22 protein-coding genes are annotated in these 20,692 nt (G+C 75.0%); 13 read left to right on the top strand and 9 right to left on the bottom strand.

What is annotated here, in order from left to right; translation table 11 throughout:
- The first annotated feature begins 392 nt into the window (after positions 1 to 392).
- The 4 genes from IF45_RS0102885 to IF45_RS0102870 all read left to right on the top strand — a co-directional run bounded on the left by IF45_RS0102885 (position 393) and on the right by IF45_RS0102870 (position 5,082).
- Positions 393 to 809 carry a GNAT family N-acetyltransferase gene (locus IF45_RS0102885; RefSeq protein ID WP_030305276.1) on the top strand — a complete coding sequence of 139 codons (417 nt, stop codon included), beginning with the start codon at positions 393 to 395 and terminating at the stop codon, positions 807 to 809.
- 297 nt (positions 810 to 1,106) lie between these two features.
- Positions 1,107 to 2,741, top strand: a complete 1,635-nt coding sequence (gene abc-f / locus IF45_RS0102880; RefSeq protein WP_030305274.1) for a ribosomal protection-like ABC-F family protein — start codon at positions 1,107 to 1,109, stop codon at positions 2,739 to 2,741.
- A 79-nt stretch (positions 2,742 to 2,820) separates the two neighbouring features.
- Positions 2,821 to 4,452, top strand: coding sequence for an ABC-F family ATP-binding cassette domain-containing protein (locus IF45_RS0102875; RefSeq protein ID WP_030305272.1), 1,632 nt, complete (start codon positions 2,821 to 2,823; stop codon positions 4,450 to 4,452).
- A gap of 18 nt (positions 4,453 to 4,470) precedes the next feature.
- Positions 4,471 to 5,082, top strand: coding sequence for a nucleotidyltransferase domain-containing protein (locus tag IF45_RS0102870; RefSeq protein ID WP_030305270.1), 612 nt, complete (start codon positions 4,471 to 4,473; stop codon positions 5,080 to 5,082).
- Positions 5,083 to 5,109: 27 nt separating this feature from the next.
- On the opposite strand, the gene bioD is transcribed toward IF45_RS0102870, so the two are convergent.
- From bioD to bioB, 3 genes are read right to left on the bottom strand one after another with little or no spacing between them, the layout of a single operon-like run.
- The gene (gene bioD / locus IF45_RS0102865; RefSeq protein WP_015508233.1) at positions 5,110 to 5,829 is read right to left on the bottom strand and encodes a dethiobiotin synthase; all 720 of its coding nucleotides are present in this window, start codon (positions 5,827 to 5,829) and stop codon (positions 5,110 to 5,112) included.
- Positions 5,830 to 5,888: 59 nt separating this feature from the next.
- Positions 5,889 to 7,229 carry an adenosylmethionine--8-amino-7-oxononanoate transaminase gene (locus IF45_RS0102860; protein ID WP_030305268.1) on the bottom strand — a complete coding sequence of 447 codons (1,341 nt, stop codon included), beginning with the start codon at positions 7,227 to 7,229 and terminating at the stop codon, positions 5,889 to 5,891.
- Positions 7,222 to 8,445, bottom strand: coding sequence for a biotin synthase BioB (bioB, locus tag IF45_RS0102855; protein ID WP_003946826.1), 1,224 nt, complete (start codon positions 8,443 to 8,445; stop codon positions 7,222 to 7,224). Before bioB ends, IF45_RS0102860 begins: the two co-directional genes overlap by 8 nt.
- Positions 8,446 to 8,619: 174 nt before the next feature.
- Here bioB and IF45_RS0102850 point away from each other — a divergent pair, with 174 nt between their 5' ends.
- A complete protein-coding gene (locus IF45_RS0102850; protein WP_015508235.1) occupies positions 8,620 to 9,786 on the top strand; it encodes an 8-amino-7-oxononanoate synthase in 1,167 nt (388 codons plus the stop codon).
- A 32-nt stretch (positions 9,787 to 9,818) separates the two neighbouring features.
- On the opposite strand, the gene IF45_RS0102845 is transcribed toward IF45_RS0102850, so the two are convergent.
- Both IF45_RS0102845 and IF45_RS0102840 read right to left on the bottom strand, forming a co-directional pair.
- Positions 9,819 to 10,055, bottom strand: a complete 237-nt coding sequence (locus IF45_RS0102845) for a DUF397 domain-containing protein (protein ID WP_003946824.1) — start codon at positions 10,053 to 10,055, stop codon at positions 9,819 to 9,821.
- A gap of 9 nt (positions 10,056 to 10,064) precedes the next feature.
- Positions 10,065 to 10,928, bottom strand: a complete 864-nt coding sequence (locus IF45_RS0102840; protein WP_003946823.1) for a helix-turn-helix domain-containing protein — start codon at positions 10,926 to 10,928, stop codon at positions 10,065 to 10,067.
- Positions 10,929 to 11,179: 251 nt separating this feature from the next.
- Here IF45_RS0102840 and IF45_RS0102835 point away from each other — a divergent pair, with 251 nt between their 5' ends.
- Positions 11,180 to 11,611: an ATP-binding protein gene (locus IF45_RS0102835; RefSeq protein WP_003946822.1), complete on the top strand. Its 432-nt coding sequence runs from the start codon at positions 11,180 to 11,182 to the stop codon at positions 11,609 to 11,611.
- A 47-nt stretch (positions 11,612 to 11,658) separates the two neighbouring features.
- Here IF45_RS0102835 and IF45_RS0102830 read toward each other — a convergent pair whose 3' ends face one another.
- Both IF45_RS0102830 and IF45_RS0102825 read right to left on the bottom strand, forming a co-directional pair.
- A complete protein-coding gene (locus IF45_RS0102830) occupies positions 11,659 to 12,132 on the bottom strand; it encodes a C40 family peptidase (protein ID WP_003946821.1) in 474 nt (157 codons plus the stop codon).
- Positions 12,133 to 12,728: 596 nt separating this feature from the next.
- Positions 12,729 to 13,355 (bottom strand): ATP-dependent Clp protease proteolytic subunit, encoded by a 627-nt coding sequence (locus IF45_RS0102825; protein ID WP_030305266.1) that lies wholly within the window; start codon positions 13,353 to 13,355, stop codon positions 12,729 to 12,731.
- 89 nt (positions 13,356 to 13,444) lie between these two features.
- Here IF45_RS0102825 and IF45_RS0102820 point away from each other — a divergent pair, with 89 nt between their 5' ends.
- From IF45_RS0102820 to IF45_RS0102790, 7 genes are all read left to right on the top strand, one after another.
- Positions 13,445 to 13,750: a type II toxin-antitoxin system Phd/YefM family antitoxin gene (locus IF45_RS0102820; RefSeq protein WP_030305264.1), complete on the top strand. Its 306-nt coding sequence runs from the start codon at positions 13,445 to 13,447 to the stop codon at positions 13,748 to 13,750.
- Positions 13,751 to 14,050: 300 nt separating this feature from the next.
- Positions 14,051 to 14,353, top strand: a complete 303-nt coding sequence (locus tag IF45_RS0102815; protein ID WP_010639708.1) for an urease subunit gamma — start codon at positions 14,051 to 14,053, stop codon at positions 14,351 to 14,353.
- 16 nt (positions 14,354 to 14,369) lie between these two features.
- Positions 14,370 to 14,708, top strand: coding sequence for an urease subunit beta (locus tag IF45_RS0102810; protein ID WP_003946817.1), 339 nt, complete (start codon positions 14,370 to 14,372; stop codon positions 14,706 to 14,708).
- Entirely contained in the window at positions 14,701 to 16,422 is a 1,722-nt protein-coding gene (locus IF45_RS0102805) for an urease subunit alpha (protein ID WP_030305262.1), read from the top strand. The genes IF45_RS0102810 and IF45_RS0102805 overlap by 8 nt, the downstream gene beginning before the upstream one ends.
- A gap of 10 nt (positions 16,423 to 16,432) precedes the next feature.
- On the top strand, positions 16,433 to 17,107 hold the full coding sequence (locus IF45_RS0102800) for an urease accessory protein UreF (RefSeq protein ID WP_018471129.1): 675 nt from the start codon (positions 16,433 to 16,435) through the stop codon (positions 17,105 to 17,107).
- A 41-nt stretch (positions 17,108 to 17,148) separates the two neighbouring features.
- Entirely contained in the window at positions 17,149 to 17,838 is a 690-nt protein-coding gene (gene ureG / locus IF45_RS0102795) for an urease accessory protein UreG (protein WP_003946814.1), read from the top strand.
- Complete coding sequence (locus IF45_RS0102790; protein WP_030305258.1) at positions 17,835 to 18,611, top strand: urease accessory protein UreD; 777 nt, start codon at positions 17,835 to 17,837, stop codon at positions 18,609 to 18,611. The genes ureG and IF45_RS0102790 overlap by 4 nt, the downstream gene beginning before the upstream one ends.
- Positions 18,612 to 18,626: 15 nt before the next feature.
- On the opposite strand, the gene IF45_RS0102785 is transcribed toward IF45_RS0102790, so the two are convergent.
- Complete coding sequence (locus IF45_RS0102785) at positions 18,627 to 19,844, bottom strand: GNAT family N-acetyltransferase (protein WP_030305256.1); 1,218 nt, start codon at positions 19,842 to 19,844, stop codon at positions 18,627 to 18,629.
- A gap of 116 nt (positions 19,845 to 19,960) precedes the next feature.
- Positions 19,961 to 20,683 carry a lysophospholipid acyltransferase family protein gene (locus IF45_RS0102780; RefSeq protein WP_003946811.1) on the bottom strand — a complete coding sequence of 241 codons (723 nt, stop codon included), beginning with the start codon at positions 20,681 to 20,683 and terminating at the stop codon, positions 19,961 to 19,963.
- Positions 20,684 to 20,692 lie beyond the last annotated feature (9 nt).

The raw sequence follows: 20,692 nt of genomic DNA, 5'->3' as shown, positions 1-20,692 counted from the left end.
CGTCGGGAGGCAGGCTGCGGCGCCCACGGCCAGGAGCGCGCTGACGCCGCCCGCGAGCAGTACGCCGCCGAGGCCCAGGCCGGGCCGGGGAGTGGCCAGGGTGAACAGCAGCGCGGCGCCGCCGTGAGCGATGACGGCCGCGAGGACGGTGGCCGACTTCCCCCGAGGAGCGCGTGGCGCCGTCGGCGGATTCGCCAGGCCGACAGGAGCCGGTGGACGGCGAGAGGACGACGAGCCAGAAGACGAGGCCTGGACCGAGAGACCTCCGGACCGCCTTCGGCCTCTTCACCCAACTCTTACCGTGCGGATCGCTCCGGCCGCCGAACGCAGAGAGGCCCGGCTCCTCGCGAACTCGGTGGCCGATGCCTCGGTCCCCGTGATCGACTCTGGCCATGGAACTGATCACCCGTCCAGCGGCCGCACGGGACATCGACTCCGTCCTCGCTTTCTGGGGCAAGGCCGCTGAGGGGAAGAGCATCACCGACGATCCCGTCGGTGTGGCCCGGCTCATCGACCGGGATCCGGAGGCGCTGATCCTCGCGGAGAGGGACGGCGAACTCGTCGGCACGGTGATCGCCGGGTTCGACGGCTGGCGGTGTTCCGTGTACCGGCTGGCTGTCCACCCGGACCACCGGCGGCAGGGGATCGCAGGGCTGCTGCTGGAGGCAGCGGAGCGGCGCTTCCGGGAGCTGGGCGGGCGGCGGGTCGACGCCATGGTGCTGGAGGTCAACGAGCGGGCGCAGAAGGCCTGGGAGGCGTCCGGGTACCACCGCGAGGACCACTGGCGGCGCTGGGTGAAGTCCCTCTGACCCGGAGCCGGGCACCGGGCGCGCGCGGGCGGCGGTCCTGCGTCGGCCGCGCCCCTGCTGCTACGGTGGACGGGACTTTTCCGCAGGAGCCGCGCCATCCAGGCCGCGGCCCTCGCACCTCAGGGAGACCAGACATGGCGGGTGACGACGACATCTCCGGGTGATACCCGGAGCTGACGGCCACCGGCGGGCGCCTAGCGCCCTACCGCCGTGGTGGCCATGCCGTCGTTCCCTCCTCTCCGTTCTCCGCGGGGCAGCGCCTTCGCGTACCCGCGTCACATCCTTGAGGTCCGCCGCATGTCCGACGCCTTCGTCACCGTTTCCCACCTGTCCTTCGCCTGGCCGGACGACACCCCCGTCCTCGACGGCCTGTCCTTCACCGTCGGCGCGGGCCGTACCGGCCTCGTCGCCCCGAACGGTGCCGGCAAGAGCACCCTGCTCAAGCTGATCGCCGGAGAGCTGCGCCCCCGCTCCGGCAGCGTCCAGGTGAGCGGCACGCTCGGGTACCTCCCGCAGAGTCTCCCCTTCGCCGGGGAGCTGACCGTCGCCGAGGTGCTCGGTGTCGCCCCCGTGATCGCCGCCCTCGACGCCGTCGAGTCGGGCGACGTGAGCGAGGAGCACTTCACCACCATCGGCGACGACTGGGACATCGAGGAACGCACCCGCGCCCAGCTCGACCGGCTCGGCCTCGGCCACCTCGCCCTGGACCGGAGCCTCGCCACCCTCAGCGGCGGCCAGATCGTCTCCCTCGGCCTCGCCGCCCAGCTCCTGCGCCGCCCCGACGTGCTGCTCCTGGACGAACCCACCAACAACCTCGACCTCGACGCCCGCCGCCACCTGTACGGCGTACTGGAGGAGTGGAACGGCTGCCTGCTGCTGGTCAGCCACGACCGCGCGCTCCTGGACCGGATGGACCGGATCGCCGAACTGGACGGCGGCCGGGTGCGCTTCTTCGGCGGCAACTTCACCGCGTACGAGGAAGCCGTGCGCGGGGAGCAGGAGGTCGCCGAGAAGAACGTCCGCAGCGCCGAGCAGGAGCTGAAGCGGGAGAAGCGCGAACTCCAGCAGGCCCGGGAGCGGGCGGAGCGGCGCCAGAGCAACGCCGCCCGCAACCTCAAGAGCGCCGGACTGCCGAAGATCTTCGCCGGGAACATGAAGCGCGGCGCGCAGGAGTCCGCCGGACGCGCCGGACAGACGCACGCCGCCCGGCTCGGCGAGGCGAAGGCCCGGCTCGACGAGGCCGGGCGCGCCGTCCGCGACGAGCAGCGGATCGTCCTGGAGCTGCCGGACACCCAGGTCCCCGCCGGACGGACCGTCTTCCAGGGCGAGCGGCTGCGCGTCGGCCACGGGGACCAACAGCTCTTCGCCGGCGACGGCCTCGACCTGACGATCCGCGGACCCGAGCGCATCGCGCTGACCGGCCCCAACGGCGCCGGGAAGTCGACCCTGCTGCGCCTGCTCGACGGCACCCTGGAACCGGAGAGCGGCGAGGCGCGCCACGCCCAGGGCCGCGTCGCCCATCTCACGCAGCGGCTCGACCTGCTCGACCCCGACCGCACCGTCGCCGAGAACTTCGCCGCGTACGCCCCCGGCATCACCGAGGCCGAGCGGATGAACCTGCTGGCCCGCTTCCTCTTCCGCGGCGACCGCGCCCACCTCCCGGTCGGCGTGCTCTCCGGCGGCGAGCGGCTGCGCGCCACCCTCGCCTGCGTCCTGCACACCGACCCCGCCCCGCAGCTCCTGCTGCTCGACGAGCCGACCAACAACCTGGACCTGGTCAGCACCGGCCAGCTGGAGACCGCGCTCACCGCCTACCGGGGCGCGTTCGTCGTGGTCAGCCACGACGAACGGTTCCTCGCCGGGATCGGTGTGGACCGGTGGCTGCGGCTGGCCGGCGGCCGCCTCACGGAGACGGGCGCCCCCGGGGTGTGAGCCGCCGCCTGCCGACCGGCCCGCGCCGAGGCGCACGCCCCCCGGGCCCCGACCGCTCACGCAGGTGGAGAACCGAACCGTGCCAGAACCCGCCCTCCTCGCCCACGACCTCGTCCGCGTCCTCGGCGGCCGCCGCGTCCTCGACGGCGTCTCTCTCACCGCCGCCCCCGGCCGCCGTATCGGCCTCATCGGCGAGAACGGCGTCGGCAAGTCGACCTTGCTGCGCCTGCTCGCCGGCACCGACCGGCCCGACTCCGGGCACGTCGTCCGCCCCGCCGACCTCGGCGTCCTGCACCAGGAGCTGCCGTACGACCCGGCCTCCACCCTCGCCGACGTGCTGGACGGCGCGCTGCGCGAGGCGCGCGCCGCCCTCACCGCACTCGACCGCCTCACCGGCCTGCTGGAGACCACACCGCAGGACACGCCGGAGTACGCGGACCTGCTGACCGCCTACGGGAGGCAGCTGGAGAACGCCGAGCGGCAGGAGGTCTGGGAGGCGGACCGCCGTGCGGCGGCGGTCCTCGCCGGGCTCGGCCTCGGCGCGCTGGACCACGGACGGAGCCTCGCCTCGCTCTCCGGCGGGCAGCGGGGACGCCTCGCCCTCGCCGCGCTGCTGGTGCGGCGCCCCAGCGCCCTCCTGCTCGACGAGCCCACCAACCACCTGGACGACGAGGCCGCCGCCTTCCTGGAGGAGCGGCTGCGGGAGCTGCCCGGCACCGTGGTCGCCGCCAGCCACGACCGGGCGTTCCTCGACGCCGTCTGCACCGACCTGATCGACCTCGATCCGGCACCCGGCGGCCCGGTCCGCCACGGCGGCACCTACTCCTCCTACCTGGCGGGCCGGCGCGCCGAACGCGCCCGCTGGGAGCGGCGGTACGCCGAGGAGCAGGAGGAACTGGCCCTGCTGCGCCGGGCGGCCGACACCTCCGGCGGCCGTGCCGTCCCCGGCCGCGACCGGCCCGACAACGAGAAGATGGGGTACGGCCACCGCGCGGGCCGCGCCCAGACGCAGCTCGCCCGGCGGGCCCGCGACGCACACCGGCGCCTGGAGGCGGCGGAGCGCCGCCAGGTGGCCCCGCCCCCGCCGGTGCTCCGCCTGCGCTTCGCCGGGCCGGCCGCCACGGCGCCACCGGACCCGGCGGACGGCCCGCTGGTGACCGTGCGCGACCTGCGGGTGCCCGGTCGGCTCTCCCTTCCCCGGCTCGACGTGGCCGCCGGTGACCGGCTGCTGGTCTCCGGCGGCAACGGCACCGGCAAGTCCACGCTGCTGGCCGTCCTCGCGGGCCGCCTCGACCCCGGCGGCGAGCTGCGGCACCGCCCCGGCCTGCGGGTCGGCCTGCTGGCACAGGACACCCGGTTCCGGCGCCCGGAACGCACCGCGCGGACCGTCTACGCCGAAGCCCTCGGCGCCGAACGGGCCGAAGCCGTACCGTTGTCGCAGCTCGGCCTGCTGGCCGCCGCCGACCTCGGCAGGCCCGTCGCGGAGCTGTCCGTCGGCCAGCGGCGACGGCTCGCCCTGGCCCTGCTGGTCGCCCGTCCCCCGGAACTGCTCCTGCTGGACGAGCCGACCAACCACCTCTCGCCGCGCCTGAGCGACGAACTGGAAGCCGCCCTCGGTCCCGGCCCGGGCGCGGTGGTGATGGCCAGCCACGACCGCTGGCTGCGCGAGCGGTGGCGGGGGCGCGAACTCCGGCTGGGGAGCCGCGACTGACCTGGAGGGAACAAGCAGATGGAACGCATCGAAGCGCCGTACGGCACGTGGGAACCGGCTTCCGTCACGGAGGTGGCGGCGCTCTTCGCCCCCCTGCGCGCACCCTGGTGGATCGCGGGCGGGTACGCCGTCGAGCTGGCCGTCGGCCGTGCCTTCCGGGGCCACGCCGACATCGACGTGCTCCTGCTGCGCGAGGACCAACTGGCGGCGCAGCGCGCGCTGGCCGGGTGGGAGTGGTGGGCCGCCGACCCGCCCGGCACCCTCCGGCCGTGGGCGGCGGGCGAGATCCTGCCGCCCGGCGTCCACGACATCTGGTGCAGGCCGGGGCCCGACGCCCCCTGGCGCGTCCAGCTGATGCTGGACGAGGCCCAGGACGGCCACTGGGTCTCCCGCCGGGACCCGCGCGTCCGCAGGCCCCTCGACACCCTGGGTGCGACCACGGCCGAGGGCGTGCCCTTCCTCGCCCCCGAGGTGCAGCTCCACTACAAGGCCAAGGCGCGCCGCCCCAAGGACGAGGAGGACTTCACGGCGGCGCTGCCCGTCCTCACGGCCGGGCAGCGCCGCTGGCTCGCCGAGACGATCGAGCAGACGTACGGGCCGCATCCGTGGACGGAACGGCTGCGCGGATGACCGGCGTACGGCGAGAGGCGCGCCCGTTCAGCCCGCCGCCCACGTCTCCCGGAACCTCGCCGCGTCCCACCGCCCGTACAGTTCGGGGGCCAGCCACTTCGGGGCCGCCGCCCGGAACGCCTCGGGGCTGAGGGAGCCGGCGCCCCATGGGAGAGCACCCAGCAGGGGCGCGCCCGCCGCTTCGGTCAGGTCCTCGGTGTTGCAGCGTTCGGCCAGCCCCGGCTGCTCGGGCCAGCCGCCGATCACGGTCCCGGTCACCTCCAGGCCCCGGGCGCGGGCGGCCTCGGCGGTCAGGGCCGTGGCGTTGAGGGTGCCGAGCGCCGCCGGGACCACGACGAGGAGCGGGGCGGCGAGGAGCCGGGCCGCCTCGGCGAGGGTGCTGCCCCGCTCGTCGAAGCGGACCAGCAGCCCGCCCGCGCCCTCGACCAGCACCAGGTCGTGTTCGGTCGCCAGCTTGGCGGCGGCCTCCGCGACCTCCTCGGGGCCCACCGGCGCCGCCCCTGCCCGGCGGGCGGCCGTCGCCGGGGCCAGCGGGTCGGGGAAACGGGCCAGTTCGGCGGCGGTGACGGGACCGGCGAGGCGGGCCACCTCGTCGGCGTCCCCGCGCTCACCGGGCCGCAGCCCCGTCTGGGCCGGCTTGAGGACGGCGACGCTCCGCCCCGCCGCCAGGGCGGCCGCGGCCAGCGCCGCCGTCACCACCGTCTTGCCGATCTCCGTGCCGGTCCCCGTGACCACCTGTACCGTCATCGCTCCGCTCCCACCTGGCTGCTCCTCATCACGTACCTCCCACCGCGCCGGGGCGCGGCTCACCCCGCCCCGGCCGCCGCGCGGACCGCGCGGCCGATCCGGGCGACGTCCGCGTCCCCGGTCACGTACGGCGGCATCGTGTACACGAGGTCGCGGAAGGGCCGCAGCCACACGCCCTCGCGTACCGCCGCGCGGCTCGCCGCCGCCACGTCCACCTGGTGGTCGAGCTGGACCACGCCGATCGCGCCCAGCACCCGGACGTCCGTCACCCCCGGCAGGGCGGCGGCGGGCTCCAGTCCGGCACGCAGGCCGGCCGAGACGCGGGCCACCTCGCCCTGCCAGTCCTGGCCGGTGAGCAGGTCCAGGGAGGCGTTGGCCACCGCGCAGGCCAGCGGGTTGCCCATGAACGTCGGGCCGTGGGCCAGGACCGGCACCTCGCCCCGGGCGATGCCCGCCGCGACGCGGCCGGTGCAGAGCGTCGCCGCCAGCGTGAGGTAACCGCCGGTCAGCGCCTTGCCGACGCACATCACGTCGGGGGACACCCCCGCGTGCCCGGCCGCGAAGAAGGAGCCGGTGCGGCCGAAGCCGGTGGCGATCTCGTCGAAGACCAGCAGCACGTCGTGGGCGTCGCACGCCTCGCGCAGCACCCGCAGCAGGGCGGGGGAGTGGAAGCGCATCCCCCCGGCCCCCTGCACCACCGGCTCGACGACCACCGCGGCCAGCTCGTGGGCGTGCCGCTCCACCGTCTCCCACAGGTGGGCCGTGTACGCCTCGGAGGGCGGGGTGTCGAAGCCGTCCGGGGGCGCGTCGGCGAAGACCTGCCGGGGCAGCACCCCGGACCACAGGTCGTGCATGCCGCCCTCGGGGTCGCAGACCGACATGGGCTGCCAGGTGTCACCGTGGTAGCCGCCCCGCCAGGTCATCAGCCGGTGCTTCTCCGGCCGCCCCAGCGAACGCCAGTACTGCAGGCACATCTTGGCCGCCACCTCGACCGAGACCGACCCGGAGTCGGCGAGGAAGACGTGCTCGAGACCCTCGGGTGCCAGCTCCACCAACCGGGTCGCCAGCCGTACGGCCGGCTCGTGGGTGAGCCCGCCGAACATGACGTGGCTCATCCGCCCCAGCTGGTCGCGGACCGCCTCGTCCAGCACCGGGTGCCGGTAGCCGTGCACCGCCGCCCACCAGGACGACATGCCGTCGACCAGCTCCGTCACCCCCTCGACGGGCTCCGCCAGCCGCAGCCGCACCCCGGAGGCCGACTCCACCACCAGCGGGTCGGAGCTTGCGGGCATCGGGCCGTACGGGTGCCAGACGTGCCGCCGGTCCAGGGCGAGCAGCCCCGCCGGGTCCGCCGGGAAGGACCCGGCGGACGGCAGCAGGGCCTGGGTCGGCTCAGGCATTGGGGGCGACGTCCGTTCCCGCGCCCCGGCGCCGCACCGCCACCAGGTCGGTGCGGGCCCCGCCCGCCTCCCGCGCGGCCGGAACCTCGGGCTCCGCGTCCGCGCCGCCGCACGGGCCGCAGCCGCCGGAGGCCCCGGAGCCGCAGGCGTGCGCCGGTGCGCCGGCGTCCTCGGCCGGCCCGTGGCCGCCGCAGCCTCCCGCGAGCACGTCGGCGCGGTGCGCGGGCAGCGTCGTGGTGCCCGCGCCCTCCACCTCGAACCCGGCGTCCGCGATCATCTCCAGATCCGCCTGCCCGGCCTGGCCCTCACTGGTCAGGTAGTCGCCCAGGAAGATGGAGTTCACCAGGTGCAGGGCGAGCGGCTGGAGGGTGCGCAGGTGCACCTCGCGGCCCCCGGCGAGCCGCACCTCCACGTCCGGGCAGACGAACCGCACCATGGCGAGGATGCGCAGCGCCCGCTGCGGGGTCAGGTTCCACTCGCGGGCCAGCGGCGTCCCCTCGAAGGGGATCAGGAAGTTCACCGGCACCGAGTCCGGGTCCAGTTCGCGCAGCGAGAAGACCACGTCGACCAGGTCCTCGTCGCTCTCGCCCATCCCCGCGATCAGCCCCGAACAGGCCGAAAGGCCCGCGCCCTGCGCCCGCTGGACGGTGTCCACCCGGTCCGCGTAGGTGTGGGTGGTGGTGATCTCCCCGTAGGTCGCCTCGGAGGTGTTCAGGTTGTGGTTGTACGCGTCGGCGCCCGCCGCGCGCAGCCGCTCCGCCTGACCCTCCGACAGCAGCCCGAGGCAGGCGCAGACCTCGACGTCCTCGTGGTCCGCCTTGATCGCCTCGATGGTCTTCGAGACCCGGTCGACGTCCCGGTCGGTCGGGCCCCGGCCGCTCGCCACCAGGCAGACCCGCTTCGCGCCGCCCGCGAGCCCCGCGGCCGCCGCCTTGGACGCCTCCTCGGCACCCAGCCAGGTGTACTTGAGGATGCCCGCCGTGGAGCCGAGCCGCTGCGAGCAGTACGAGCAGTCCTCGGGGCAGAGCCCGGACTTGAGGTTGACCAGGTAGTTCAGCTTCACCCGGCGGCCGAACCACTCGCGGCGCACCCGGCCCGCCGCCGCCACCACGTCCAGCAGGTCGTCGTCGGAGGTGGCGAGCACCGCCAGCGCCTCGTCACGGGTCGGCAGCTCACGCCGAAGCCCCTTGTCCACCAGCGTCTTCAGGAGATCCATGCGGCTGATCCTGACGCACGGGATGGCCCCGGGCCAAGGAGACTTCCTACAACGCCCCCTGAAAGTGCTGTGGGTATTACCACACCATGCCCCCGCTTCCGACCGGCTAGTGTCTGTGCACTGCTCACAAACGGCGGCCCCGCCGCCCTGCCCCGGCGACGCTGAGGACGGCCCATGCCCCACCCCACCCCCGCACCTGCCGGACCGTTCGCCTGGACCGCCGAGGCGGCCGCCCGCCGTGAGGAGGCCGGGCTGACCCGCGCCCTGCGCCCGAGGCCCGCCGCCTCGGACACCCTCGACCTCGCGGGCAACGACTACCTCGGCCTCGCCCGCCACCCGGAGGTCACCGAGGCGGCGGCCGGAGCCGCCCGCCGCTGGGGCGCCGGTGCCACCGGCTCCCGTCTGGTCAGCGGCTCCACCGCGCTCCACGCCGAACTGGAGCGGGAACTCGCCGGCTTCTGCGGCGCCGAGGCCGCCCTGGTCCTCTCCTCGGGGTACGCCGTCAACCTCGCGGCGGTCACCGCGCTCGCCCCCGCCGGGACCCTGCTGGTCTCCGACACCTCCAATCACGCCTCGCTCATCGACGGCTGCCGGCTGGCCCGGGGCACCACCGAGGTGGTCGCCCACGCCGACCCCGACGCGGTCCGCAAGGCGCTCGCCGCCCACCGGGGCCCGGCCCTCGCCGTCTTCGACGCGGTCTTCTCCGTCGACGGCGACGCCGCCCCGCTCCCCGCGCTCGCCGCCGCCTGCCGGGAGCACGGCGCGGGCATCCTCGTCGACGACGCCCACGGCCTCGGGGTCCTCGGCGAGGGCGGCCGGGGCAGCGCGCACGCCGCCGGGCTGGCCGGGTCACCCGACACCGTCGTCACCGTGACCCTCTCCAAGTCGCTGGGCAGCCAGGGCGGCGCCGTCCTCGGCCCGGCCGCCGTCGTCGACCACCTCGTCAACACCGCCCGCACCTTCATCTTCGACACCGGCCTCGCCCCGGCCGCCGCCGGCGCCGCGCTGGCCGCCCTGCGCCTGCTGCGCGCCGAACCGGACCGCGCCGCCCGGGTCCGCCGCACCGCCCGCACGCTGTACGAGGAGCTGACCGCCGCCGGGTTCCAGGCCGCCCGGCCGGACGCCGCCGTCGTCTCGGTGCGCGCGCCCTCGGCCCAGGAGGCTGCCGACTGGGCCGCGCGCTGCCGTGAACAGGGCCTGGCGGTCGGCTGCTTCCGGCCACCGTCCGTACCCGACGGCGTCTCGCGGCTGCGGCTGACCGCCCGCGCCGACCTCACCCCCGCCGACCTGGACCGCGCCCTGTCGGTCCTCACGCGGACGGCCCCGCCTGCCGCCCGCTGAGCGGGGGAGGCGGGGCCGCGAGGAGCGGGGTGTCAGGCGGGGCCGGGGCCCTGGGCCGTGACGAAGCCCCGCCAGGCGGCGGGGGAGAAGAGCAGCGCGGGGCCGGGGGCGTTCTTGGAGTCCCGTACCGCGAGCAGACCCGCGTGGGGGCCCGAGGTGAGCCGGGCGGTCTCCACGCAGTTGTTCATCCCGGTGCTGCGGCTGCTGCGCCGCCACCGGACGCCTTGCAGTGAGCTGCTGACCGGGACGTACCGAGGCTGTGCGGTCACGGCGCCTCCTTACGGGCCGTCGTCGTGCCTCTCGGCGAGGAGAAGCAGCGAGTCCTCTGCTGACAACGCCCGCGCCTGAAGCGAGGCGAAGGCGTCGGCGTATGCCGAGAGGTCTTCTTTCCGCTCCAGATAGAGGCTACTCGTGAGGTGGTCAAGAACGACCAAATCCAGATCGTTCGTGTTCGGAAAAGAGAAGATAACGAAAGGGCCGGTGAGGCCGATGTGCTCACCGGAGGTGTACGGCAGCACCTGGAGCACGACATGGGGGAGCGCGGCCGCCTCCCGCAGCGCCGCCAGCTGGCCGCGCATCACCTCCGGGCCGCCGATCGTGCGGTGCAGCACCGACTCGTCGATCACCGCGCTCAGCTCCAGCGGCCGCTTGGTCCGCAGCACCTCCTGGCGCGCCAGCCGCACCTCCACCAGCGCGTCCACCTGCGCCTGGGGCACCCCGGCCAGCGAGGCCCGGGTCACCGCGCGGGCGTACCGGGGGGTCTGGAGCAGCCCCGGCACCACCGAGGTCTCCAGCGTGCGCATCCGCGTGGCCTGCGACTCCAGGCTGATGAAGTCCCGGTACTCCGGCGGCAGTACGCCCCGGTACCGGTGCCACCAGCGCCGGTGCTCGCCGTCCTGCTCGGTGCCGGCCAGCGCCACCAGCAGTTCGCGCAGCCTCGGATCGCGCACGTCGTAGGCGTCGAGCAGGCGGCGCACGTCCCCGGGCTTCACCCCGCTGCGGGCGGTCTCGATCCGGCTCACCTTCGACTGGTGCCAGCCGAGCAGTCCGGCCGCCTGGCCGCTGGTGAGTCCGGCGCGGCCGCGCAGGGCCTTCAGTTCGGCTCCGAGTTTGCGCCGGCGCACGGCGGGTCCGTTCGGCATGCGCGTCTCCTTCCGGTGGCGGATTCCATGCGGGCGACGCCGCCCATGGCACACCCGGGGGAGGGGCCGGATACGGCCGCCCGTCGCAGAGTTCACCGCATCGAGCGACAGATATATGCATATCTTGGGGGATCGGCCTACGTGACGGACGACACAGTGGCAGTCTGACGTGGAGGCAACCGGTCCCGCCACACCCCGAGTTCATCCGTCCTCGGGGCCGTGACCGGCTCCGAGGAAAGGGCGACGCAGCCATGGCAGACCACCACGAAGCAACCGTCACTCTGCCGAGCGATCCGGCCTCGGTCCCCGCCGCCCGCACCCACGTCCTGACCGTCCTCACCGAGTGGGGTCTCCCGGCGGACTCCGAGGCGGCGGACACCGTCCGCCTGATCATCTCGGAGCTGGTCACCAACGCCGTCCAGCACACCCAGGGCCACTCGCCGACCTTCACCGTCTCCATGACGCTCGACCAGGACGAGCGGCTGCGGCTCGGCGTCACCGACAGCCACCCGCGGTGGCCCAGACGGCTCCCGGCGGCGGTCCAGGAGGACAACGGCCGCGGCATGGCCATCGTCCGCTGGCTCACCGCCGAACAGGGCGGCCGGTTCACGGTCGTCCCGACCCAGGAGGGCGGCAAGACCGTCCGCGTCGACCTGCCCTGGCCCGCCACCATCGGCGGCTGACCCGTCCGCCCCCGCCCGCGGGCGCACGGGCCGGCCGCCGGCGTCCGTCAGTTCACGCGCCCGTACCGCACGCTGCCGGTCCAGATCTTCTCCAGCCGCACCACCGCGCCGCTCTTGGGGGAGTGCCAGATCTTGCCGCCCCCGGCGTAGATGCCCACGTGGTAGACGCTGCCGCCGGAGTGGAAGAAGACCAGGTCGCCCTTGCGCCGGTGGGAGGCGGAGATCCGTTTGGTCCGGTTGTGCTGCTGCGCCGCCGTCCGTGGCAGCTTCTTCCCGGCCTTCTTGTACGAGTAGAGCGTCAGCCCCGAGCAGTCGAAGCTGCGGGGGCCGGTCGCGCCGTACCGGTAGGGCGAGCCCTTCTTCGAGGAGGCGATCTGGAGCGCCTTGGCGGCGTGGGTGGCAGCCGCCGCCTCGGGCGCCGCGCCGGGGGCGACCAGGGTGGTGCTCATCGCGGCGAGGGAGAGGGCCGAGACCGCGCCGGCCCGGGAGAGCAGGGACGGGACTCGATTCCGCTCAGTCATGCGTAACCCTTCGTCAGCCGCCTGTGAAGGATGACCTGTCGGGTTCGGACCTGCGAAGTCGCCCGGCCGCCGCAGCGGCTTCACCCCAAGGGCCCCCGGAGTCCGTCGCCGGTCTCCTGGGCCCGCCGTGCCTGGGTCCTCCACTCCTGCCGATCCACTCGGTGTCGACCTGTCGTCCGGACGGCGGCAGGACTCGGCGTCCGCCCGGACCGCCCCGCCGCTGCGGCGGGGGCTTGTCGTCCTGACGGATCTTCACGTACAAGGGCGGCGATTTCGGGGAGGAAGCGGCAGTTTGTGCGTTTGGTCTCCCCTGCCCTGTTCGAGTGGACCTGGTGCGGCGCCCGGGCGTGTTCCGGGTGGGAGGGAGGTCCGGACCAGCGGTGGAGCGGTGCGCGCGCAGACGCGGGCGGACCGCGGGCGCAACCCGGAAGGGCCGGGAGGAGGGCTCGGGAATACACCGTCCGGGGGTAGTCCGTACGGGCCGTTCCGGGCGTGGCGCGCCGGGCGGGCGGCCCGGTGTGCGCTCCGCCGCGCGGGGTGCGGCGCTCGGCGGGGTGGGCGAGCGCGACGCTCCTTCCGCCCCGCGCTCCGGCGGGTCACTTCCCGCCGGCCGGACCCTTACGGCTGCCCACCAGGTGGTCGGCGAGGCCGTACTCCACCGCCTGCCGGGCGTCCAGGTGCAGGTCCCGCTCGATGTCCTGGGCGATGCGGTCCCGGTCGCGGCCGGTGTGGCGGGCGAGCAGCTCCACCAGGAGGGCGCGCATCCGCAGCAGCTCCTCCGCCTCGATGGCGAGGTCGCTGACCTGGCCCCGGGCCGGCTCGGTCAGTGCGGGCTGGCGGATGACGGCCCGCGAGCCCGGCAGCATCAGCCGCTTGCCCGGCGCCCCGGCCGCGAGCAGGACCGCCGCCGCCGAGTTCGCCTGCCCGAGGCAGGTGGTCGCCACGTCGCAGCTGACGTACTGGAGGGTGTCGTAGAGCGCCGTCATCGCGCTGAAGGAGCCGCCGGGGGAGTTGATGTAGAGCTGGATGTCCCGGTCGGGGTCGGCGTGTTCGAGGTGGAGGAACTGGGCCATCACGTCGGTGACACTGGCTTCGTCCACCGGCGTGCCGAGGAAGACGATCCGTTCCGAGAAGAGCTTGCTGTACGGGTCCTGCGTCCGGCTCCCCGCTGAGGTGCGCTCGGTGAACTCGGGGAGGTGGTGGCGGCCGGTGGCGCGCTGCATGGAGGACCCCATCTCGCTGGCGGCGCGGCATCCGGCGCCGTGCCATCTGTCAAAAATGTACAGGACGTACGTGACGTTAGAATGGGGGTATGGCGTACGAGATTCCGGTGACGCAGGCCCGGGCTGAGCTGGCCGAGCTGATCAACCGCGTCGTCTACGGCGGCGAACGGGTGGTCGTGACCCGCCACGGCAAGCCGCTGGTCGCCCTGGTCTCCGCCGCCGACCTGGAGCGGCTGGAGGCCGCCGCGAGCCAGGCCGCCGCCGGGGAGCCGGCCGAGGCGGAGGAGATCATCAGCACCGTCTCCCGCCTCGGGAACGGCGCCACCGGCGCCGGCTGGAGCGAGCCCGAGCGGTACGGCCTGACCGCCGAGCACCGCGACCCCGGCGCCGGCTGACCGCACCCCGGCACCGCGTTCCCCGTATACGGCCCGCCCCGCGCCGCCGCCCGCCGCGTCCGCGCCCGGTGCTGCGCCGACGGGTTGCTCCGTCCGGGCGTGACCTGCCGGTCCTTGACCCGCGAATTAACCAGGCTTAACGCCCTGGAAACGCCTCGTCATTACTGTGCTTGCGCGGGGAACGGCCAGGTGCGGCCGACGAGCCGGTCCCCCTCTCCAGCCCCCGCCCCGGCCGCCGCGCGCTCCGCGACGGCCCCTCAGGTGCCGCCGCCGGGACGAGACCTGTGAGGTGTGCACGCGTTGCAACTGACCCCGCACGAGCAGGAGCGTCTGCTCATCCACGTGGCCGCCGACGTGGCCGAGAAGCGCCGGGCCCGTGGCCTCAGGCTCAACCACCCCGAGGCGGTCGCCCTCATCACCGCGCACCTCCTCGAAGGCGCCAGGGACGGGCGGGGCGTCGCCGAACTGATGGCCTCCGGCCGCCAGGTCCTCACCCGGGACGAGGTCATGGAGGGCGTGCCCGAGATGATCCACGACGTCCAGGTCGAGGCGACCTTCCCCGACGGGACCAAGCTCGTCACCGTCCACGACCCCATCGTCTGACCGGTCAGGAGCCGCCGTGATCCCCGGAGAGATCCTGTACGCCGACACCCCCGTCCTGGTCAACGAAGGGCGGCCGGTCACCGAACTGACCGTCCTCAACACCGCCGACCGGCCCGTCCAGGTCGGCTCCCACTACCACTTCGCCGAGGCCAACCCCGGGCTCGACTTCGACCGGGCCGCCGCCCACGGCAAGCGCCTGGAGATCGCCGCCGGCACCGCCGTCCGCTTCGAACCCGGCATCCCCGTCGACGTGCGCCTCGTCCCGCTGGCCGGGGCCCGTGTCGTCCCCGGGCTGCGCGGCGCCGTCGCGGGCCCCCTCGACGCGGCCGACGAGAACGGAGCCCCCCGTGACTGAGCTGTCCCGCGCCGCCTACGCCGACCTCTTCGGCCCCACCACCGGCGACCGCCTCCGGCTCGCCGACACCTCCCTGTTCGTCGAGATCGAGGAGGACCGCAGCGGCGGCCCCGGCTCCTCCGGCGACGAGGCGGTCTTCGGCGGCGGCAAGGTCATCCGCGAGTCGATGGGCCAGTCCCGCACCACCCGGGCCGAGGGCGCCCCCGACACCGTCATCACCGGCGTCGTCGTCCTGGACCACTGGGGGATCGTCAAGGCCGACGTCGGCATCCGCGACGGGCGGATCACCGCGCTCGGCAAGGCCGGGAACCCGGACACCATGGACGGCGTCCACCCGGAACTGGTCATCGGGCCCGAGACCGAGATCATCGCGGGCAACGGCAAGATCCTCACCGCCGGCGGCATCGACACCCACATCCACTTCATCAGCCCCGGCATCACCGACGAGGCGCTCTCCTCCGGCATCACCACGCTGGTCGGCGGCGGCACCGGCCCGGCCGAGGGGACCAAGGCCACCACCATCACCCCGGGCGCCTGGCACCTGGCCCGGATGTTCGAGGCGATGGAGCACAGCCCGGTCAACGTCGGCTTCCTCGGCAAGGGCAACACCGTCTCGGCCGCCTCGATGCGCGACCAGGTCCGCGCGGGCGTCGTCGGCTTCAAGATCCACGAGGACTGGGGCGCGACGCCCGCCGCGATCAGCGCCTGCCTCGACATCTGCGAGGAGTCCGGCGCCCAGCTCGCCATCCACACCGACACCCTCAACGAGGCCGGGTTCGTCGCCGACACCTTCGCCGCCATCGCCGGGCGCACCATCCACGCCTTCCACGTCGAGGGCGCGGGCGGCGGCCACGCCCCCGACATGATCACCGCCGTCTCGCTGCCGCACATCCTGCCCAGCTCCACCAACCCGACCCGGCCGCACACCGTCAACACCGTCGAGGAACACCTCGACATGCTGATGGTCTGCCACCACCTCAACGCCGCCGTCCCCGAGGACCTCGCCTTCGCCGAGTCCCGTATCCGGCCCAGCACCATCGCCGCCGAGGACGTCCTGCACGACCTCGGCGCCATCTCGATCATGTCCTCCGACTCCCAGGCCATGGGCCGGGTCGGCGAGGTCGTCCTGCGGACCTGGCAGACCGCCCACGTGATGAAGAACCGCCGGGGCGCGCTGCCCGGCGACGGCGCCGCCGACAACCGCCGCGCCCGTCGCTATGTCGCCAAATACACCATCAACGCGGCCGTCGCCCAGGGCATCGACCGCGAGGTCGGCTCCGTCGAACCCGGCAAACTCGCCGACCTCGTCCTCTGGGACCCCGCCTTCTTCGGCGTCAAGCCCCGCCTCGTCGTCAAGGGCGGCCAGATCGCCTGGGCCCAGATGGGCGACTCCAACGCCTCCATCCCCACCCCGCAGCCCGTGCTGCCCCGGCCCATGTACGGCGCCCTCGGCAAGGCGCCCACCGCCAACTCCCTCAACTTCACCACCGCCACCGCCCTGGAGGGCGGCCTCGCCGAACGGCTCGGCCTCGGCCGTAAGTTCGCCGCCATCCGCTCCACCCGGGGCCTCACCAAGGCCGACATGCGCGAGAACGACGCCACGCCCCGGGTCGAGGTCGCCGCCGACTCCTTCGCCGTCACCATCGACGGCGAACTGGTCGAACCCGCCCCCGCCGCCGAACTGCCGCTCGCCCAGCGGTACTTCCTGTTCTGAGGAGCTGCCCATGAGCCGCGCGGCCCTGCTGGTCCTCGCCGACGGCCGCTTCCCGGCGGGCGGCCACGCCCACTCCGGCGGCGCCGAGGAGGCGGTGGGCGCCGGGCGGATCAGGGACGCCGCGGATCTCGGCGCCTTCTGCCGGGGCCGCCTGCACACCGCCGGCCTGGTCGCCGCCGCCCTCGCCGCGGCGGCCGCCGACGGCACCGACCCGCTCGCCCTGGACGAGGCGGCCGACGCCCGCACCCCCTCCCCGGCGCTGCGCACCGCCGCCCGCCGGCTGGGCCGCCAGCTGATGCGCGCGGCCCGGGCGGCCTGGCCCGACCCGGCGCTCGACGCGCTGGCCGCCGCCCGGCCGCGCGGCGCCCACCAGCCCGTCGTGCTCGGCCTCGCCGCTCGCGCCGCCGGCCTCACCCCGCTCGACGCGGCGCACGCCGCCGCCTACGAGAGCGTCAGCGGCCCCGCCACCGCCACCGTTCGCCTGCTCTCCCTCGACCCCTTCGACGCCACCGCCGTCCTCGCCCGCCTCGCACCCGAGCTGGACCAGGTCGCCGCCCGCGCCGCCGAGGCGGCCCGCCGCTGCGCCGCCGAGGGCCCCGGCGCCCTGCCCGCCGCCTCCGCCCCGCTGCTGGAGACCGGCGCCGAGGCCCACGCGGCCCGCCCCGTACGCCTCTTCGCCTCCTGACCCGCGACGCCCGCCCGGCCGCACCCGAAACGGAGTACCCCGTGCACCTCGACCACGACACGCCCTTCCAGCCGCACCACACCCACAGCGCCGACCCGCACCGCCCCGACGGCACCCGGCGTGCCCTGCGGATCGGGCTCGGCGGGCCGGTCGGCTCCGGCAAGACCGCGACCGTCGCCGCGCTCTGCCGCGCGCTGCGCGACAGTTACGCACTGGCCGTGGTCACCAACGACATCTACACCCGCGAGGACGCCGAGTTCCTGCTCCGCGAGGCCGTGCTGCCGCCCGAGCGGATCACCGCCGTGGAGACCGGGGCCTGCCCGCACACCGCGATCCGCGACGACATCTCCGCCAACCTGGAGGCGGTCGAGGACCTGGAGGAGAGCGTCGGCCCGCTCGACCTGGTCCTCGTCGAGTCCGGCGGCGACAACCTGACCGCCACCTTCTCCAAGGGGCTCGCTGACGCCCAGATCTTCGTCATCGACGTGGCCGGCGGCGACGACATCCCGCGCAAGGGCGGGCCCGGCGTCACCACGGCCGACCTCCTCGTCGTCAACAAGACCGACCTTGCCGTGCACGTCGGCTCCGACCTCGCCCGGATGGCCGCCGACGCCAAGGAGCAGCGCGGCGAACTCCCCGTGATCCTCCAGTCGTTGCGCTCCGGCGAGGGTGTCGGACCGGTCGCCGCCTGGGTACGCGAGCAGCTCACCGCCTGGCGGGCCACGGCGTGAGCGCCGGCGTCACCGCCCACGCCCGCGTCCGGGCCCGTCCCGACGGACGGGGCGGCACCGCCCTGCCCGTCCTCCAGGGGGACGGCCCGCTGGCACTGCGCCGGGTGCGGGGCACCCCGGACGAGGCGGGCGTGCTGCTGGTCGGCGCCATGAGCGGCCCGCTCGGCGGCGACCGCCTGACCGTGACCGCCACCGCCGGCCCCGGCGCCCGGCTGCGGATCGGCTCGGCCGCCGCCACCCTCGCCCTGCCCGGACAGCGCGGCGGCCCCGCCGAGTACGGCGTATCGCTCGCGGTGGGGCCCGGCGCCCGCCTCGTCTGGGCGCCGGAGCAGCTCATCTCGGCGTCCGGGAGCGACCTGCGGGTCACCACCCGCGCCGAGGTCGAGGGCGACGGCCGGCTCGTCCTGCGCGAGGAGCAGATCCTCGGCCGGACCGGCGAGCCGGCCGGCACCCTGACCAGCCGCCTGACGGTGCGCCACGACGGGCGCACCCTGCTCGACCAGGAACTCGCCTGCGGGCCCGGGGCCCCCGGCGGCTGGGACGGGCCCGCGGTGCTCGGCGGGCGGCGGGCGCTCGGTCAGCTCGTCGTGGTCGACACCGCCTTCGCCGACAAGCCGTTCGAGCCGGCGCTGTTCGGCTCCGCGGAGACCGGTTCGGCCGCGCTCACCCCGCTGGCGGGACCGGCCGTGCTGGTCACCGCGCTGGCCCCCGACGCCCGCCTCCTGCGGCGGCTGCTGGACGAGGCGGGGGCGGCGCTGGGGGCCGGCGCCTGAGGATGCCGGTGCGCCTCAGAACCAGTGCAGGCAGTGCGGGGCGCGCTCGGTGCGGAAGAGGGTGTCGGCGAGGGCGGCGGCGCCCGGCTGGTGGGCCGTGACGTGTCCGGCCCGTACGAGGGTGCTCGGCGCGGTGCCGCCCAGGTAGAGGGAGCCCAGGTCCCGGATGTCCAGGGAGAGGCCGGGCGCGCGGTCGGTCGGGGCGCAGTCGGCCTTGCCGTCCCGGACGGTCAGCAGGTACCGGCCGTGCTCGCCGAGGAAGGGGTCGTCCACGTCGAGGACGAGTTCGCCGTCGGCGGCCCAGTGGCGCGCGGTGAGCGCTCCGGGCACGTCCAGGAGCCGCACCCAGAGCCAGTCGGTGACTCCGCCCACCTCGGCGGCGCGGAAGTCCGCCAGCTGCCAGCGCAGCGGGTGGTCGGCCGGGACGTGCCGCAGGACCACCTTGGAGACCAGGTCGTGGCCGAGGACGTAGCGGACCAGGGCGGTGAACACGGCGTCGTCGGTGGTGATGATCTCGTCCACGGTCAGGGTGCCCGACTCGACCGCGTAGCTGGCGTAGCCGTCCGGGGTGCCCTCGGCGTCCCGGTGGACGGCGATGTGGCGCGGCGCCGGGGAGACGGGCGGCTGGCCGGCGCGCCGCTCCCACCAGCGGTGCGGGCGCGAGAGCGCGCCGGGCTGGGCGCGCCGGTAACGGTCGTAGACCTCCTCCAGGAGGTCGCCGCACCCGTCCCTGCGCACCACCTCGACCGAGCCGGTCTCCGGCGCGGACGCCGCACCGCGCGCCCGGGGGACGGCGAGCGTGGCCTCGTGGCGGGTGAGGGTCAGCTTGGAGGTGTAGGTCGCCGGGCCGTAGCCGAAGCGGCCGTAGATCGGCGCCTCGGAGGAGAGCAGGACGGCGACCGACTCGCCGCGCGCCCGCAGGTCCGCGAGCTGCTGCCGCATCATCGCGCTGAGCACGCCCCGGCGGCGGTGGGTGGGCAGGACGCCGACGGCGGTCAGCCCGCCGGCCGGGACGACCGTCCCCCCGGGCAGGGTCAGTTCGAAGGAGTAGGTGGCGGCGGTGCCGACGGGCCGCCCGTCCGCGGTGGAGGCCAGCAGGCAGCGGTCCGTCTCCAGCGCCGACCACCACAGCCCGCCGCCGTCGACCGGGGTCTTGGGGAAGAGCCCGAAGGCCGTGTGGAGCGTGTCGACGAAGACGTCGAGCTCCTCACCGGTCGCGGAACGTATCTGCATGGCTGGGGGTGCCTCCTCGGGATGCCGGACCCGCGTCGCGTGGTCCGCGGCCACAGTGCCGTGCCGACCCGTGGTGGGTGCAGGCGAATTCTACGGCGGGGCCGACGCTGTCCCGCTCAGTTCCCCCGCCGGACCCCGGCCCGTCTGCTCTCCTTGCGGCGCTGGTCCTCCTCGGCCTTGACCTCGGACGCGTACCGGTCCACGTACTCCTGGCCGGAGAGGGCGAGGACGGCCGTCATGATCTCGTCGGTGACGGCGCGCAGGACCGCCTTCTCGTCGGCGAGCCCGGCGTGCCGGGAGAAGTCCAGCGGCTCCCCGAAGCGGATGCGGATGCGGCGCGGGCTCGGGAACTTCTGGCCGGGCGGCTGCGCCTCGAAGGTGCCGATCATGGCGCACGGGATCACCGGCACCCCGGCTCGCAGCGCCATCGCGGCCACCCCGACCTTGCCCTTGTAGAGCCGCCCGTCGTGCGAGCGGGTGCCCTCCGGGTAGATGCCGAGCAGTTCGCCCTTGCCCAGGACGCCGAGCCCCTCGCGGATGGCGGCCTGGCCCGCCTCGCGGCCCGAGCGGTCCACCGGGATCTGCCCGGCGCTGCGGAAGAACGCGGCGGTCAGCCGTCCGCGCACGCCGGGCCCGGTGAAGTACTCCGCCTTGGCCAGGAAGGTGATGCGGCGGTGCAGGATCGCCGGCATCAGGAAGTGGTCGGCGAAGGAGAGGTGGTTGCCCGCGACGATCGCCGCCCCCTCCTCCGGCACGTGTTCCAGCCCCTCGACGCGGGGCCGGAACATCAGCCGCAGCAGCGGCCCCAGCAGGACGTATTTGAGCAGCTGGTAGAACACGGACGTACG

The organism is Streptomyces albidoflavus, assembly GCF_000719955.1.
GTDB classification, from domain to species: Bacteria; Actinomycetota; Actinomycetes; order Streptomycetales; family Streptomycetaceae; genus Streptomyces; species Streptomyces albidoflavus.
This window is presented reverse-complemented; position numbering and strand designations above follow the sequence as displayed.

What these genes read in the sequence shown, in the direction of transcription:
- abc-f (WP_030305274.1), top strand. Translation starts at nt 1,107, where the DNA reads ATGTCCGACGCCTTCGTCACCGTTTCCCACCTGTCCTTCGCCTGGCCG.
- IF45_RS0102850 (WP_015508235.1), top strand. Translation starts at nt 8,620, where the DNA reads ATGCCCCACCCCACCCCCGCACCTGCCGGACCGTTCGCCTGGACCGCC.
- bioB (WP_003946826.1), bottom strand. Translation starts at nt 8,445, where the DNA reads ATGGATCTCCTGAAGACGCTGGTGGACAAGGGGCTTCGGCGTGAGCTG.
- IF45_RS0102800 (WP_018471129.1), top strand. Translation starts at nt 16,433, where the DNA reads ATGAGCCGCGCGGCCCTGCTGGTCCTCGCCGACGGCCGCTTCCCGGCG.
- bioD (WP_015508233.1), bottom strand. Translation starts at nt 5,829, where the DNA reads ATGACGGTACAGGTGGTCACGGGGACCGGCACGGAGATCGGCAAGACG.
- IF45_RS0102820 (WP_030305264.1), top strand. Translation starts at nt 13,445, where the DNA reads ATGGCGTACGAGATTCCGGTGACGCAGGCCCGGGCTGAGCTGGCCGAG.
- IF45_RS0102840 (WP_003946823.1), bottom strand. Translation starts at nt 10,928, where the DNA reads ATGCCGAACGGACCCGCCGTGCGCCGGCGCAAACTCGGAGCCGAACTG.
- IF45_RS0102830 (WP_003946821.1), bottom strand. Translation starts at nt 12,132, where the DNA reads ATGACTGAGCGGAATCGAGTCCCGTCCCTGCTCTCCCGGGCCGGCGCG.
- IF45_RS0102835 (WP_003946822.1), top strand. Translation starts at nt 11,180, where the DNA reads ATGGCAGACCACCACGAAGCAACCGTCACTCTGCCGAGCGATCCGGCC.
- IF45_RS0102860 (WP_030305268.1), bottom strand. Translation starts at nt 7,229, where the DNA reads ATGCCTGAGCCGACCCAGGCCCTGCTGCCGTCCGCCGGGTCCTTCCCG.
- IF45_RS0102870 (WP_030305270.1), top strand. Translation starts at nt 4,471, where the DNA reads ATGGAACGCATCGAAGCGCCGTACGGCACGTGGGAACCGGCTTCCGTC.
- IF45_RS0102785 (WP_030305256.1), bottom strand. Translation starts at nt 19,844, where the DNA reads ATGCAGATACGTTCCGCGACCGGTGAGGAGCTCGACGTCTTCGTCGAC.
- IF45_RS0102825 (WP_030305266.1), bottom strand. Translation starts at nt 13,355, where the DNA reads ATGCAGCGCGCCACCGGCCGCCACCACCTCCCCGAGTTCACCGAGCGC.
- IF45_RS0102885 (WP_030305276.1), top strand. Translation starts at nt 393, where the DNA reads ATGGAACTGATCACCCGTCCAGCGGCCGCACGGGACATCGACTCCGTC.